At 41.9% G+C, this 15,457-nt stretch carries 10 protein-coding genes and 2 tRNA genes; 10 read left to right on the forward strand and 2 right to left on the reverse strand.

Features of this window, described 5'->3' with window-relative positions:
• The first annotated feature begins 228 nt into the window (after positions 1–228).
• Both ACXAC4_RS16685 and ACXAC4_RS16690 read left to right on the forward strand, forming a co-directional pair.
• Positions 229–1,935, forward strand: coding sequence for an alkaline phosphatase D family protein (locus ACXAC4_RS16685; protein WP_475163562.1), 1,707 nt, complete (start codon positions 229–231; stop codon positions 1,933–1,935).
• Between the two features lie 142 nt (positions 1,936–2,077).
• Positions 2,078–4,198 carry a methyl-accepting chemotaxis protein gene (locus ACXAC4_RS16690; RefSeq protein WP_475163564.1) on the forward strand — a complete coding sequence of 707 codons (2,121 nt, stop codon included), beginning with the start codon at positions 2,078–2,080 and terminating at the stop codon, positions 4,196–4,198.
• Between the two features lie 56 nt (positions 4,199–4,254).
• Here the strand turns inward: ACXAC4_RS16690 and ACXAC4_RS16695 are convergent, their stop codons facing one another.
• The gene (locus tag ACXAC4_RS16695) at positions 4,255–8,430 is read right to left on the reverse strand and encodes a M4 family metallopeptidase (protein ID WP_475163566.1); all 4,176 of its coding nucleotides are present in this window, start codon (positions 8,428–8,430) and stop codon (positions 4,255–4,257) included.
• Positions 8,431–8,614: 184 nt separating this feature from the next.
• Between ACXAC4_RS16695 and ACXAC4_RS16700 the strand changes: the two genes are divergently transcribed.
• From ACXAC4_RS16700 to ACXAC4_RS16710, 3 genes are all read left to right on the forward strand, one after another.
• Positions 8,615–9,217 carry a PKD domain-containing protein gene (locus ACXAC4_RS16700; protein ID WP_475163567.1) on the forward strand — a complete coding sequence of 201 codons (603 nt, stop codon included), beginning with the start codon at positions 8,615–8,617 and terminating at the stop codon, positions 9,215–9,217.
• A 172-nt stretch (positions 9,218–9,389) separates the two neighbouring features.
• Positions 9,390–9,512: a hypothetical protein gene (locus tag ACXAC4_RS16705; RefSeq protein ID WP_475163569.1), complete on the forward strand. Its 123-nt coding sequence runs from the start codon at positions 9,390–9,392 to the stop codon at positions 9,510–9,512.
• On the forward strand, positions 9,509–9,739 hold the full coding sequence (locus ACXAC4_RS16710) for a helix-turn-helix domain-containing protein (protein WP_475163571.1): 231 nt from the start codon (positions 9,509–9,511) through the stop codon (positions 9,737–9,739). Before ACXAC4_RS16705 ends, ACXAC4_RS16710 begins: the two co-directional genes overlap by 4 nt.
• 42 nt (positions 9,740–9,781) lie before the next feature.
• Here the strand turns inward: ACXAC4_RS16710 and rtcR are convergent, their stop codons facing one another.
• Positions 9,782–11,392 (reverse strand): RNA repair transcriptional activator RtcR, encoded by a 1,611-nt coding sequence (gene rtcR / locus ACXAC4_RS16715; RefSeq protein WP_475163574.1) that lies wholly within the window; start codon positions 11,390–11,392, stop codon positions 9,782–9,784.
• Positions 11,393–11,647: 255 nt separating this feature from the next.
• On the opposite strand from rtcR, the gene ACXAC4_RS16720 reads away from it, so the two are divergent.
• From ACXAC4_RS16720 to rtcA, 5 genes are all read left to right on the forward strand, one after another.
• A tRNA-Ser gene (locus tag ACXAC4_RS16720) sits at positions 11,648–11,721 on the forward strand.
• A gap of 2 nt (positions 11,722–11,723) precedes the next feature.
• A tRNA-Lys gene (locus ACXAC4_RS16725) sits at positions 11,724–11,792 on the forward strand.
• A gap of 174 nt (positions 11,793–11,966) precedes the next feature.
• On the forward strand, positions 11,967–13,121 hold the full coding sequence (locus ACXAC4_RS16730; protein ID WP_058031387.1) for a slipin family protein: 1,155 nt from the start codon (positions 11,967–11,969) through the stop codon (positions 13,119–13,121).
• 26 nt (positions 13,122–13,147) lie between these two features.
• Positions 13,148–14,374 carry an RtcB family protein gene (locus tag ACXAC4_RS16735; RefSeq protein WP_475163578.1) on the forward strand — a complete coding sequence of 409 codons (1,227 nt, stop codon included), beginning with the start codon at positions 13,148–13,150 and terminating at the stop codon, positions 14,372–14,374.
• 5 nt (positions 14,375–14,379) lie between these two features.
• A complete protein-coding gene (gene rtcA / locus ACXAC4_RS16740; RefSeq protein ID WP_475163580.1) occupies positions 14,380–15,420 on the forward strand; it encodes an RNA 3'-terminal phosphate cyclase in 1,041 nt (346 codons plus the stop codon).
• The last annotated feature ends 37 nt before the right edge of the window (positions 15,421–15,457 follow it).

Consider the following 15,457-nt stretch of genomic DNA (forward strand, 5'->3'; position numbering starts at 1 on the left):
CTCAGCCAAGGTTATTTATACTGACTCTTCCTGTTAGCTTTTGCCCAATCTAATTCTCAAAATTGCTAACTTTAAAGCATATAAATCAATATATTAATAATTATAGGCTGAGGCAATATGACACTAGCATGAATAACTTATTACAAGGTAAGACCAGTCGTAAAAATGTCATAACTCTTCTCTAACATCGCCTCTTTTCTTAAATATAACAACAAAGAGGTACAGCTCATGAAAGGGCTTTCACGTCGCAATTTTATTAAAAGTGCATTAGCTGGTGTTGGCGCTGCCACGGTATCTTTATCTTTAACTGGATGTGGCCACAATGACTCAAGTCCATCTTATAATGACTTTACCGTTGCGTTTGATCACGGTGTAGCAAGTGGTGACCCTTTAACTGATAGAGTTATCTTGTGGACCCGAGTTACCCCTGAAGGTACACCTAATACTGTCAATGTGAGTTTAGAGGTATCTCTAGACAAAACATTTGAAAACATAGAATTTAAAGAGTCACTTTCTGCATTAGCAAAAAACGATTACACAGTAAAAGTTGACCTGACAGGACTGAAAGCCAATACCCGCTATTATTACCGTTTCAAAGCCAACGAGAGCCCGTCACCTATGGGCGAAACTAAAACCTTACCTGAAACAGATGTGTCGCAAGTGAAGTTAGCGGTTATGTCATGCGCAAATTACCCAGCGGGTTATTTTCACGCTTATGCTGAAGCTGCAAAAATGCAAGACCTAGATGCTGTGCTACATTTAGGCGACTATATTTATGAATATGGCATGGGTGGATACGCCACTGATAAAGCGGCTGAGCTTGGCCGAATGCTACCAGAAGATAACCAAGGCGAGCTCATCTCTCTGACCGATTACCGCAAACGTTATGCGCTTTACAGAACAGATACAGGTCTGCAATCCTTGCATGCAAAAGCGCCTTTCATTGCAGTATGGGACGACCACGAAGTCTGCAACGACGCCTATCTAGATGGGGCTGAGAACCATAATGACGATGAGGGCATGTTTGCCGACCGAAAAATGGCTGCGCTAAAGGCCTATTATGAATGGATGCCTATCCGACCATACGTTACAGGCCAAACCGAAAGTCTATATCGCAAATTTGATTTCGGTTCTTTGGTGTCACTTTACATGCTCGACACACGTCATGAAGCTCGCGTAAAGCCGCTTGATTATCAGAACTATTTTGATCCAACATCGGGTCAATTAGATGCAGCGAATTTCCAAGCAGATCTGGCCTCTCCCAATCAACAGTTGATTGGTACTCAGCAATTAACTTGGTTAACCGATCACATCAAAACATCAGATGCCAAATGGCAAGTACTTGGCCAACAAGTACTGATGACAAAAATGATGCTACCAGCAGAGTTACTGGTTGCCATGGCTAACCCAAGCCCAGCTATCGCTGCACAAATGACAGAACTGGCGCAATTAAAAGCACGCACGCAAGCATCTGACCCTACGTTAAGTGAGCAAGATAAAATGCGTATCGGTTTTACCGCTCCTTATAACTTAGATGCCTGGGATGGGTATCCTGTAGAGCGTGAAGTCTTATTACAAACAGCGAAAGCCGCAAACAAAAACCTCGTTACCCTTGCTGGCGATACCCATAACGCTTGGTCTGGTAAATTATGCACAGCACAAGGTGATGTATGCGGTTATGAATTTGCGACACCATCAGTGAGCTCTCCTGGTCTAGAGTATTACCTACAATTGCCAGAGTCACAGGTCAGCGAATTTGCCAAGGTACTTGAACTATTGGTTGACGATCTAGAGTTTGCCAACATCCACCAGCGCGGCTTTATGACACTGACATTTACACCTGATAATGTTGACAGTCAATGGCACTTCATCAGCGACGTACATAGCCAAGTATTCGGGGTTGAGAATAAAAACCTAATCCAGAAGACGCTATAAGTTTCAACAAGGAAGATTAAGCGCTTAACTAATCTTCCTCCTTCAGTTGGTACCACCTCTGCCAGCAAAAAGTCATAAATTGTCTATATTTAGTAATACCTCGTAATTGCAACGAATATCTCATAATTAAAACGGTAGGAATATGAATCAGCGCTCTATTAAGATTAAGCTAATCGCTTTTATTTCCATCACACTTGTGTTGCTTGTCGCCTCATTGGTCACGATAAGTTGGGTTCAGCTCAACAATAATAATCAGGTGCAAAGTGAGCGTGTACAAGGTGTTGTATTAGGTGAAATTAATGCTCGATTGACCGCGAAAGCGCGGCTGTATGCCGAGCAAGTCAGCGGTTATATCAATAAGGAGTATCAAATTCCTTATAGCCTATCTGGCGGTATTGCTAAAACAGCAGAACAAAACCCTATTTCAAGACAAAGCCTGTATTTAATGGTTCTGGGTGCACTTGAAAAGAACCAAGGGGTGTCGTCAATCTATGCACAATTCGAAGCCAACGGCTACGACGGTAAAGACAATCAATTTAGCAATTCAGGGCAAACCCACTCAGTCCCAGGCGCTGGCTCCTTAGAGGTGTATATTACCCGTGATGCGCCGGGTAAATTCACGCAACACCAAATTGAAGATCCAGGCGAAAAATACCTTAATGCCCGCAATGAGTTTGGCTTTAGAGAAAGTGAATGGTATTTGTGCGCCAAAGATAATCTTAAGCCCTGTATTATGGAGCCGTACTTGTATGAAATCACACCCGGTAATTCTGAGTTAATGACCTCTCTCACCGTACCTGTGATTGCAAACGGCCGCTTTATTGGTTTAGTCGGGGTTGATATAAACCTGCCACGTTTTCAGACTCTCACCGAAGAAGTGTCGAAGTCGCTTTATAATGGTCAAGCCAAAGTCAGTATTCTCAGCGATATAGGGTTAGTCGTTGGCTCAAGCCACTACGACAAGCTTGCACGCCCCTTAACAGAGTCTCTGCCGGGTAACGCGGGCAAAACCATTATGGACAACCGTAAACAACAAACTCAACTCGAAATTGGCAGTAACCTAGTTTTCACTATGCCCATTGAAATTAAGGTCGCCAATACAACTTGGAGCTTGGTCATTGAATTACCGAAAGATCTGGCACTTGCCAGTGCCCAAGAGTTAGCAGAGCAGCAAGCTGAAGATACCGCGACCGTCGGCTCCAGCATGATATTAATTGGGGTGATCGCATCGGTTATCGCATTGGCCCTTTCTGTGGCTATTTTAAAGACCATTATCGACCCACTAACTGACATCAAAGACAGAGTAGAGAATCTTGCAAGTAACGATGGCGATTTAACCGTACAACTCGACGTCACGCAGCATGAAGAGCTCATTGCCATAGCGACAGGTTTTAACCTATTCACACAGAAACTGCGAAATATGGTCAATGACTTAAAAGGGCTCGCCAACAACTCTTATCAGCAATCAACCAAAACCTCGCAGGCAGCAGAAGACATTAAAGCCAAAGTAAACATGCAACATATGGAAATCGACAGTGTGGTAACCGCCATCAATGAGCTCAGTGCCACCGCGAGCGAAGTCGCCCGTTCATCAGAAAATGCAGCGGCTTCAACCAATGCGACCAACGAAAAGGTAAAACAAAGCGAGCGCGGTATCTCTGCCGCATCCGACTCTGTACAGGTGATGTCTGATCAAATTGCCAGTGCCAAAGAGTCTATCAATGCGGTTGCCATTCGCAGTAGCGACATTACACAAATTCTCGATGTAATTCGCTCAATCGCAGAGCAAACCAACCTACTGGCTTTGAATGCTGCCATTGAAGCGGCTCGCGCAGGTGAGCAAGGTCGCGGCTTTGCCGTTGTTGCCGATGAAGTCAGGTCTTTGGCTTCCAAAACACAAGACTCAACTAATGAGATAAGCCAGCTCATTGATAATTTACAAAATGAAGTAAAAACGTCTGAAGACATCATTGAACGCTCAGTCGTACAAGCCAGCGATGCAATGACCCATTGTGGTAGCGCTGCGGCACAAATGAGTGAAATGGTGCAAGCACTTGATGATATCTCAAATGAAGTTACACAAATAGCCACCGCTGCCGAGCAGCAAAGCGCGGTAACCGAAGACTTAAGTGCAAATATGACAGGGATTTCAGATGCGGCAGCAGAACTCGCGCAATTGGCTGACACCATTGAAGATGCCGCACAAGATTTGATGAAACTGGTCGAACACAAGAACAGTCAATTAGGGCTACTTAGAACTTAAATATTCTCAACATTCGCTTATTAAAAAGGGTCACTCAATTGTGACCCTTTTATTTTTTAAAGACTTGAGAAAGAGAACTTTAGCGGCTTCTCTGTGTTATTTTGCCAAGTAAAATCAAGACCTATATCAGCATAAACATATATAGATTGCGAGACCTCTTTTACAAGCTTTCCTGCCATAAATACCTGTAACTTGACCATGTAATCAGTCGCTAGAGTTGTTAACTCTTTTTCAAGTTGCTTTGAAGTAACTTGCTCTCCATTTAACAACCAAACAAGTTGATACTGATCACCCAAGTTATCTTCATTGCTCACTTTTAGCTTTAATGTCGCATTATGCTGAGCAAACAAAATAGCGATCTTTTCATGGGGTAACTCTTCAACAGTGACAGCACGCTGATGTGTAAACTGTGCACCAGTTACAGTTACCAAAGTTAACATTACATCGTAGGTTCCAGCCTTAATAAATTGCATTTCATAATAAGGCTCAGAAGTGTTGATTGACTCTTTCTGCGCAACTAAAGACCACACATATGCTTTGACTGATGTGTTGGCATTGTGCGTCGCTGTTAATTGACAAGTTAGACCTTCGGCAACACATACAAAGTCCAAATTAGGGTTTGCTTCTCTAATAAAGCTCACTGTTTGCTGATCAATAATTTGCTCATGTTTCCTAAGGATAAAAGTATAGCTAGATATCTCATTCGGTAACTCAAGGTCTAATTTGCCCTCGTTTAGAACATACTCCTGCCCTGCAATCACAAGTGTCACCTCATATAAAGTAGGCAGTGGAGAATTCAATGAGAAGAAAAAAGTGTCATTAATTTGAGAAACATCAAAACTCACTTCAGGAATTGGCTCTGGTTCCTGAATATGAACTACCTCACTTGAGGTAAACTCAGCATTCGTGTCGGGCACCTGAAGTGTAAGAGAAACTGCAAACTCACCATAACCGGCAAAGTCATATTGAAACGCGTCCTTTGACGTTTTAGTAATCGTTTCATTATTTAATTGCCACTGATAAATAAGATTATTATCTGGCAAATCATGAGATGCTGACAATTCACATTGGGTGCCTGTTAGCACACACTGGATCGTCAGGTTCGGCATTGTCATTGGCGTAACTAATTTAGATACCTCTTTCACAACTTCACCTGATTTTAGTAGCTGTAAGGTAACTGTTTGTGCCGTTGTAAAGTCATGAGTTATTTCTTTTTCATGACTAGATTGCAACTGACCATCTATTAGCCAATTTAAAGTAAAGCCTTCTCCTAATTCACTGTCTGCTAGCAGAGTAATAGTGCTATTAATTTGTTTCCCTACAACTAAACCTAGCTCAGGCAAAATTTTAATAACCTCACTTGAGGTAAACTCAGCATTCGAGTCGGGTACCTGAAGTGTAAGAGAAACTGCAAACTCACCATAGCCGGCAAAGTCATATTGAAATGCGTCCTTTGACGTTTTGGTCATCGTTTCATTATTTAATTGCCACTGATAAATAAGATTATTATCTGGCAAATCATGAGATGCTGACAATTCACATTGGGTGCCTGTTAGCACACACTGGATCGTCAGGTTCGGCATTGTCATTGGCGTAACTAACTTAGACACTTCTTTCACAACTTCACCTGATTTTAGTAGCTGTAAGGTAACTGTTTGCGCCGTTGTAAAGTTATGCGTTATTTCTTTTTCATGGCTAGATTGCAACTGACCATCGATAAGCCAATTTAAAGTAAAGCCTTCTCCTAACTCACTGCCTGCTATCAGAGAAATGATATTATTTACTTGCTTTCCAACAATCAGGTCTAATTCTGGCAATACTTCTTCCAAGGTTATTTGCGATTCGGTTGAAAACTCTGCTCTGCCATCTATTGTCATCATAGAGAGTGCCACATTAAACACGCCATATGCTTCAAAATCATAGCTAAATGGTTGAGCATCTTGCCTAGTAACTTGCTCTCCTGCCAATGTCCATTGATACTCAACAGCCTCAGGCAATGAAGTATGACTCACGGTAAACTCACATTGTGTACCTTGTGCTTCGCAAGCTATAGCCAAATTAGGATCGGCAATCAGTTCAATCTGCTTTTCAGCTCTGCTAAGCACGCGGTCATTCTCAACATGCTCAAGCGATACAACATATGCTCCTTGTGTATTCACTGCTTGCTCTAACTTACTGTCAGTTTGCTCAATGACTTGCTCAGGTAAAATCCAACGAAACATAGCTTGCTCGCCATAGCTTGGCAAGACAGTAAGATATAATGTTTGTTCTACTTGCTTGTAACTAAAATCTATCGGTGTACTGGGGACACCCGCTTCAATGTGTACTTTCAAGTCAACAGACTGACTTAGTTCATTCGCAGTACATGCGCTTACTGCTGCATCATCAATACGTAACCTCACCAGCATGTCGCCGGGCACAGTATCAACACTCGGTAAAGAAATGGCAGTATCAAACTCCGTGGCACTGAGTACATTTTCATCGTCTGAAAACTGACGATCTCTATTCAAATCATAAAATACTGATACTACTTTATCCGTGGGCATGTTGTGGAATTGAAACTCACCTAATGCCTGCTGATACCATGCATTCTGTGGCACCAATAACGTATAACCTTGCTCCAAAACAAAGTCTTCACCATTTATGCTTAACTGATTTGATAGTACATTCTCGGTGTCTGGCTTACACAGAGGATCTGAAAAAATACTCAAAAGTCTATGACCTGTTTTAGTCTGCCCCTGCGTGTTTGTCGTTTCAATCGAGAGTAAATGTTCGCCTGACTCTAAATTAAGTTGCGCTTGTTTTATTGCATTGAATTGTGATGGTGTATTTAAGTTCGCTTGCCACTGATGCACAGGCTGCTCATTAAGACTAATATTCACGGCACTTAACTCGGCTTGCTCTGATTCTGCTAGGGCATAGTTAATTGACGTATATAAGCGCTCAATAGAAAAGTCGAGGTTGTTAGCTAAGCTATTTGTTGGGACTAAACCAACCTCTTGCAACTTAACCGATATTCTCGCTTTGTCTTGCTCATCAGCAACATCAATCAAGCAGAATGCGGCATGCTCAAAACTGGTATCTTCAGTGAAACATGACTGCGCAGCCTTCATGGTTAAACGGAATGTCTTTGCGATATCCCAGCCATCCGAAATTGACAGGCGGTAGAAAAAGCGATTTAAAATACCAGCTTGATAATGCGGACCAGGCGTTTCAGTTTCTATATCACGCCAATCATCAATACTTGCGCCATCTGTCATCGGCGAAAAAAGATAACGCAGCGCTTTGTTGCCAATAAAACTATCCCAAGCCATGGCATAGTAAAAAGTACCATCAATCGATAACTGTTGATGTGCATCAGACTCTATAAAATTTTGTTCACCGCCGATCTGAAGTCTTTTATAAAACTCGCTCCGTACGAGGACTGCGGTTAAATCAGCGAATGCTTCTTGAATAGCAGCGGTTCCCTTGAACTCAAATGAAATATCAGAGTTCCAAGTCAGTACTGCATGGCCTGTTTCATGAGCAATAATGTCTAATGAAGAACCATGAGAAAAATAGCCGCCTGTCGCCATGCCCCGATCTAGCAAAACATGCTCACCATCCCAGCTACTGGTGCGAAAAGTCGTATCTCCATCGACAATTATGCTGAGTTGCTCTAAACAATAATCAGCTCCCGCTGAACATGCTTCTGCTGAATTTGGGTACATAAGGGCAAGCTGCTGATGCAATATGTCCATGGTAATGCCAGCATAAAAATGTACATCGTTTTCGGTTTGAAAATCACCTTGTCCGAAGTAGTTAAATTTGAGACGAGAGAGGTTAGCACTTTCTTGTGCTGCACCGTCACAACTGTAACTGTAAACAGGAAAGTTCACAGCGTTTTGACGTGTAACCACTCCCGGGTTTTCTAAAGAGCACATACCACTTTCATGTTTTACAATAAATGGATAACCACTGTATTGAGAAAACAACTGGCTATTCTCATCTCGATAAAATAAGTTGTACTGCTCAGGGATATACGGAAACCGCGCCTGTGTTAAAGGTGTATCTGGTATCACAGCAGTTTGACAGTCTTGACTTGGAAGATCTGGCGCCTGCGCGCACAGCAAACCCATTTTAGCATTACCCATCATGGCAGGTACGGCGTGATAAGAAGCTTCATTGGCTGTAGCAGGCATAGCGAGCGCAAACAAAGAAGCGAACAAGCTAGGCTTTAAATAATCCTTCAAAGCAAAGTCCTTATTGAGAATAAAACAGTATTTGGTGGGCAAAAATCCACCAAACCAAATTACCCCTTATGAGCACAAAAGTAAATTACAAATAAATTAATCAGAGAGTTAACACCTAGCATAATCGCTATTAATCTGTTATTTCTAGTGTTTGGAATTCTCTAATTTAAGGACAGAATATAGAATGTTTAGCATAAAACAGGTAATAGGGTATGCAGCTCTGTTTGCCTTTTCAACGCTCGCCAATAGCTCAGATATTACCGCTTATCATTGGGATTTTGGTGATGGAAATAGCAGCACCGCTGCCAAACCAGACCATGAATATAAACAGCCGGGCTTTTATCAAGTAACTTTGAAAGCTTTCGTCAATGATGAATTAAGCTATAGCAAGCAGCATCTTGTCGATGCAGTCTCACCTGTGATTGAGTCATTCAGTGTATCCGGTAAAGCTGAGGCGAAAATTGGGGAGCGAGTCAGGTTAACGCCGCAACTAAAAACGTCCCAACCACTGCAACTTTCTTATGTTTGGAAAACTCATGATGGTACAGATTTCAGTGGCGAAGAGTATGAGTTTACAGCAACTGAAGCGGGTACCTTTACCCTGAATGTCAGTGGTCTTTTTGATGGACGAGAGGTTATCAGCGAACAAGTTACTTACACGATAAGTGCAGCATCTAACACCGAAACACCCAAGAATGACTCGTCACAATCGGGTGGTGCTGGTTCGTTGATTTGGTTATTACCTAGCATGTTCTTTATTGCTTTCAGAAGGCGAAACTCTAAGTGAACTTTTTACAGGGCCTTTGGCCCTTTTTAGTGCAAACCCACCTTTAACTTCACAGAAATAGTGCATCAGCTCTAAACAAAAAACAACAAACCAAATAAAATCATAACCTTAAAACTCTGGCACAACTCTTTCTATAGATAGGGAGCAAAGCAGTTATTACAGGGGTTTTCATATGCACAACTTGGTTCAAACCATGCAGTTAATTTGGCACTTAGACTGGTACTCACATGTCAGTGTGTGGCCAATTCATGAAGAAAAGCACGCAACGAAAAGCACCAAGGAGCAAGCGAAATGAGCAAACAAATTGATTTACACGAGGCCATGTTAAGCGTGATGATCGGCGAGTCGAGCCTTTCACAAGCGGCAGCAAGATATCAAGTTTCTAAACGCAGCCTTTACAGTGCACTACGTTTTGCTAAACAAGCCCCTGAACAACGACAACAACACCTGCAGCGAGTGAAAGAGCAACTCATGGCAAATATCGCCAGCATTGACTCTCGGCTCGCCCAGCAAACTGCCTAACCCTAACTCCTCCAAACGTTAGGTAAAATAGCGAGTCGACGATTACTCGCTATTTTTTTGCTCGCTCAAATCTGACCATTTCAAACCAAACTTAGCGAGGTACTTCTGCAATCTTGTAGAATCGTTTACTTGTGCCTTTAATGTTCGACTAACGTTGAATAACTCTCTTCCAGCAGCTGCCATACTCGTATGTTTTTCGCATATCACAAGTACATTATTAAGTTGAATAGCATCGAATTTATCGAGTTTAGATATTGCTTCGCTAGTTAAATACCTTTCGATAGCTTTACGTTGCGGTTCTGAATCAGGTAAATGCCATGACTCTTTTAGTCTAGCTATTTCTTCTGTCACATCAGCTATAGCAATGCGCGATGAATCTGCAAGAGTGCCTAATCGTGTAATTGCCGAACTTAAATCTCTGAAGTTACCAGACCAAGGCGCTTGGTTTGACATTGCAAACTCTTCAAATAATCGCTTAGCTTCTTTGTTAAACCTGACTCTTTCCCCTGTTTTCTGTGCAAATAAGTCCATTTCATAGTCAATATTGCCGGGGATGTCCTCACGTCGATCTTTTAATGCTGGTAGTTTGTAAGACCACAAATTAATGCGCGCAAGTAAGTCTTCTCTAAACATTCCTTTCGCAACTTGCTGTTTCAAATCACGGTTCGTTCCGGCAATAAGTTGAAAGTTACTTTTTAACGTTCTATCACTACCAACGGGATGAAACTCTTTATTTTCTATGGCATGAAGAAGCATCGCCTGCTCTTCTAAGCCAAGCTCACCGATCTCATCCAAAAACAATACGCCTTTATCTGCCGTGAGCAAATAGCCATCTCGAGACTTTAATGCTCCTGTAAATGCACCTTTTGTATGGCCAAATAAAGCTGCCATGGCATTTTCGCCTTTCAGTGTCGCGCAATTTACTGAAACAAGTTCACCCTCTAACATGGCTCGTTTCTTTTTGAGTTGAAAGATACGAGTAGCAAGTTGGCTTTTTCCTGCACCTGTTGGACCCGTCAGTAACATCGGGTCTTGTGAACGGATAGCCACTTTTTCAACTTGCGTTATAAGTTGGTTGAAGGCCTTGTTTTTAGTATGAATACCGCCTTTTAAAAATGCTTTACCCTCGAGATGTTCACGGTCAAAACGCGTTGCTATTTGATCATATTTAGACAAGTCGAGATCGATTATTTGTGCTTTACCGACCGATTTATTTTTATTGTATTTGTCTGGAGAGGTTTGAATGAGTCGACCGGGAAAATGCCGGCTTTCAGTAAGCAGGTAACTACAAATCTGAACAACATGCGTCCCTGTAGTAATATGAAACAGGTAATCATTTTTCTCAGTATCAAATTCTTGTTGGGCACACCAATCATAAAGCTTGGCATATACCTCCTCAAAGTCCCAAGGGTTAGAGAAGTTTATATTATGTAATTGCACCTGTGTTTCAGGTGACACACTTTCAATGTCCACAGCAACATTATTCGCGAGTTTCCAACTGTGGTTATCATGGAGCATATGCAGCTCATCGACGATTAAATCTTCTTGACTACACAAGCTAATATTCGGTCGCCACCGTGACCATCGATCAATACGTTTGCCAACAAAATCCAACTGTGTCCCGATCAATGTTACCGCAATTGTCTTCTTCATCAACCTATCCCTTAAGATACATACATATCCAAAATATTATATTTGTGCTTTTTTGATTGTCTATGTCGCTTGCAAAAAATGAGCAAAAATAAAAATTTAACTATTTAAAATCAACAAATTAAGACTTTTGTTTTTTGTTTGCTTATCGTTTGGCACATCACTTGATATGTATTATTCGTCTGGTTAAGTGGTCGTGATTCAAAAAATCACTCCGGTGCGCTGAACAATGTGAATGCGTATTCCTAATCAAACACAATTTAAGTAGCTCAGTCAGGTAGAGCAGCGAAATAGAGTTTCGTGCGTCGAAGGTTCAAATCCTTCCTTAAATTCAGGTAGCTCAATTGGTAGAGCCTCGAACGTTTACTTCGATTGTTGTGGGTTCAAGTCCCACCCTAAACCATTTGGAAAACGAATAAGTTGATAAGTCGTGGTTACCCATGTTTAGAAAACGCATTGTATTAAAACCTGTTAGCAAGCGGGACGCTCCCTAACATGTAAAGCTGCAAATGCCTTTTTAATCAAGTAATTCACCCTTATCAACACGCTTAGAAAGCGACATTAAAAGGTATTAAACATGTTAAGAAAAACACAAACTGTAAATGAAAATCAAAGACTTCTAGTCTTTAAAAACCAAGAGTTAATCAAAATACTAAACGCGGGTAAACACACCCTTTGGGATATTAAAAATGAACTTAATTTTACCACTTTCGATATCAATGAATTGTTCGTTTCACTGCCAAATGTAGAACGACTTTACCGTAATAGTGAAGTGTTAAAAACACAAATTGAGCACTGGAAATTAGATAATGACCAAGTTGGTATTTTATATGTGAATGATCAACTCAAAGGCATAGTGGCCCCAAGTGAGCATCTGTATCTATGGAAAGACACAGGTGAAATTCGCCTTGATAAAGTTTCTATAAAAAACCAAATAGCTATAGAAAACAGAGTATTTAACCTAATTATGCGAGCTGGAGCCAATAGCGCCTCACGTTTAATTAGAAGTGAAAACACTGTTGCAACCAAACCAATCGCTGACCTGTCGGTACCCAAAGATCATGTTGGCCTTTTGTATATAGATGGCAAATTGGCAGAACAGCTTCCACCTGGTAACTATGGCTTTTGGCAGTTGAGTAACAAAGTTGAACTAAAAAATTTCGATTGTCGCACTCAGATACTCGAAGTATCTGGGCAAGAGATTTTAAGTAAAGACAGGGTGAGTTTGCGTATCAACTTGAGCGCCAGTATTCAAATTAAGGATGCTCAGATCGCAGCAAGCAGTGTAGATAAACTAGATGAATATATATACAAGACGCTGCAATTAGCGCTTCGAGAAGCCGTCGGTACTAAATCACTCGACGACATTCTAATAGACAAGCTTTATATCAATGAAACTGTAAAAGAACTTGTGACGACGCAACTATCAAGTATCGGCATTGAACTCAAAAGCGTAGGGGTAAAAGACATCATTTTACCGGGCGAAATGAAGGCCATTTTAAATCAGGTCGTGGAAGCGCAAAAAGCAGCGGAGGCTAATGTCATTAAACGCCGAGAAGAAACATCCGCTACCCGAAGTTTACATAACACGGCAAAAGTAATGGAAAACAACCCAACACTAATGCGACTTAAAGAACTAGAAGCATTAGAGAAGGTAGCAGATCGCATTGATAGCTTAACCGTTTATGGTGGGCTGGATGGACTAATGAATGGTGTCGTTAAACTCACTTAATGCATAAAGAAAATAACGAGAAAAACATGTGTAAAAATTTTAATACTATAAAAACCACAGGCCATGCTCCAATCAAAGCTTGGACGAAAGGTGTCCCTTTTGAAGAACAAGCGCAAGCTCAGTTAAAAAACATAGCTGCAATGCCAATTGTGCATTCGCATATCGCAGTGATGCCTGATGTGCATATGGGTAAAGGTGCCACCATAGGCAGTGTTATTCCATCTGTTGATGCTGTGATCCCTGCTGCGGTAGGTGTTGATATTGGCTGCGGAATGGTAGCAACAAAAACCACGCTTACAGCGAGCCAACTGCCCGATAATTTAGCTGGGATCCGCCATGCCTTTGAGGCTGCAGTACCCCATGGGAGAACAGGGGGTAGAAAAGGCAAGCGTGATCGCGGTGCCTGGCATAACATTCCAGAGCTAGTCGCTGATGAATGGAAAAAACTTGAGGTACGTTTTGAGCGGATCTGCCAAAAGCACCCGGCAATAAAGAAAAGTAATCATGTAAATCACTTAGGTACCATGGGGACAGGTAATCACTTCTTAGAATTATGCTTAGATGAGCATGACGCAGTTTGGATAATGCTTCACTCTGGCAGCCGTGGCGTGGGCAATAGGATAGGTAATTACTTTATTGAACTCGCTAAGAAAGAAATGCAACGCCACCAAATGCATTTACCCGATATGGACCTCGCTTATCTGTCAGAAGGGAGCAAGTACTTTAATGACTATGTCGAAGCGGTAGAGTGGGCACAAGATTTCGCAGCCAAAAATAGAGAAATTATGATGTTCAATGCAATTAACGCACTCAGAAAGGTGTTACCTGTTTCATTTGAGACAGCGGACCTTGCGGTGAATTGCCACCACAACTATATCTCTCGCGAGCACCACTTTGGTAAAGACTGTTTTGTAACACGTAAAGGCGCGGTGCGTGCACAAAAAGGCGAGATGGGGATCATTCCAGGTAGCATGGGGGCTCGATCATTCATTGTCAGAGGATTAGGGAACCCAGACAGTTTCAATAGTTGCAGTCATGGTGCTGGCCGTGTGATGTCCCGAACAAAAGCCAAGAAGGTCTTCAACATACAAGATCAAATTGACGCGACACAAGGGGTTGAATGCCGCAAAGATGAAGCCGTTATCGATGAGATACCTCATGCATATAAAGACATAGAAAAAGTCATGGCAGCACAAAAAGACCTCGTAGAAGTGGTATACACGCTAAAGCAAATTGTATGTGTAAAAGGATAATAACTATGAAATATATAACCATAGATGGCGCACAGGGTGAAGGTGGTGGGCAGGTGTTAAGAACCGCATTGACATTATCGATGCTCACTCAACAACCAATTGAGTTAATCAACATCAGAGCTAATCGACAAAAGCCGGGACTCATGCGCCAACATTTAACTTCAGTATTGGCGGCACAAGCCATTTGTGATGCTGTTGTAGAAGGCGCTGAATTGGGGTCATCTCACATTCGCTTTCAACCTAAACAGGTTAAAGCGGGTCAATATAAGTTTGCAATTGGCACAGCTGGCAGTACTGTTTTAGTGTGCCAAACCATTATGCCTGTACTTGCACTTGCCAACGGGCTATCGACGGTGACATTCGAAGGAGGCACGCACAATGGCATGTCACCTTCATTATGTTTTTTTAAAGAAAGCTATTTACCCATCTTGAATGCAATGGGCGTTCAAAGTGACATTGAAGTATCACAATTAGGGTTTTACCCTGCCGGTGGAGGGAAGTGGCAGATCAAGATCAACCCAACAAAACAATTAAAGCCCTTTAAAATAGGCAAAGCGCCGGACGTTGATCTATTAAACACAGACAATACTAAGCTTACAGGGTTTGTGAGTCAGTTACCTGACAGCATCGCAATGCGTGAAATGAACGCAGCGAAGAAAGCGCTTAATTGGCCCAATGCTGATTGCCAAATCAATCATGTGCAGTCTCCAGGGCCAGGCAACAGCTTACAAATTAAAATACAGAGTCAAAGCCATACACACTTATTTGAAGTCGTAGGAGAACTTGGTACTTCTGCAGAAAATATAGCAAAACGCTGCGCTGGGAGAGTGAAGGCCTTTTTAAAGTCAAACTCACAGGTAGAACACTATCTAGCAGACCAATTATTAGTGCCCATGGCGCTGGCTGGCAGTGGGAGTTTCACAACCTCTAAACCCAGCTTGCATACTCTTACTAACGCTCAAGTAATACAGCAAATAACCAAGAAAAAGATAAATATAGAACAAGAAAGTGAACATATTTGGCGTATTTCTTTAACGTCAACTTAGAGCAACTGAATTTGTGACAGGACAAGCCCAGAGGGAA

The organism is Pseudoalteromonas sp. AWM4_233 (assembly GCF_056158285.1).

Excerpts from the sequence above, each read along its gene's own strand:
- ACXAC4_RS16685 (WP_475163562.1), top strand. The coding sequence starts at position 229 with ATGAAAGGGCTTTCACGTCGCAATTTTATTAAAAGTGCATTAGCTGGT.
- ACXAC4_RS16690 (WP_475163564.1), top strand. The coding sequence starts at position 2,078 with ATGAATCAGCGCTCTATTAAGATTAAGCTAATCGCTTTTATTTCCATC.
- ACXAC4_RS16700 (WP_475163567.1), top strand. The coding sequence starts at position 8,615 with ATGTTTAGCATAAAACAGGTAATAGGGTATGCAGCTCTGTTTGCCTTT.
- ACXAC4_RS16705 (WP_475163569.1), top strand. The coding sequence starts at position 9,390 with ATGCACAACTTGGTTCAAACCATGCAGTTAATTTGGCACTTAGACTGG.
- ACXAC4_RS16710 (WP_475163571.1), top strand. The coding sequence starts at position 9,509 with ATGAGCAAACAAATTGATTTACACGAGGCCATGTTAAGCGTGATGATC.
- rtcR (WP_475163574.1), bottom strand. The coding sequence starts at position 11,392 with ATGAAGAAGACAATTGCGGTAACATTGATCGGGACACAGTTGGATTTT.
- ACXAC4_RS16730 (WP_058031387.1), top strand. The coding sequence starts at position 11,967 with ATGTTAAGAAAAACACAAACTGTAAATGAAAATCAAAGACTTCTAGTC.
- ACXAC4_RS16735 (WP_475163578.1), top strand. The coding sequence starts at position 13,148 with ATGTGTAAAAATTTTAATACTATAAAAACCACAGGCCATGCTCCAATC.
- rtcA (WP_475163580.1), top strand. The coding sequence starts at position 14,380 with ATGAAATATATAACCATAGATGGCGCACAGGGTGAAGGTGGTGGGCAG.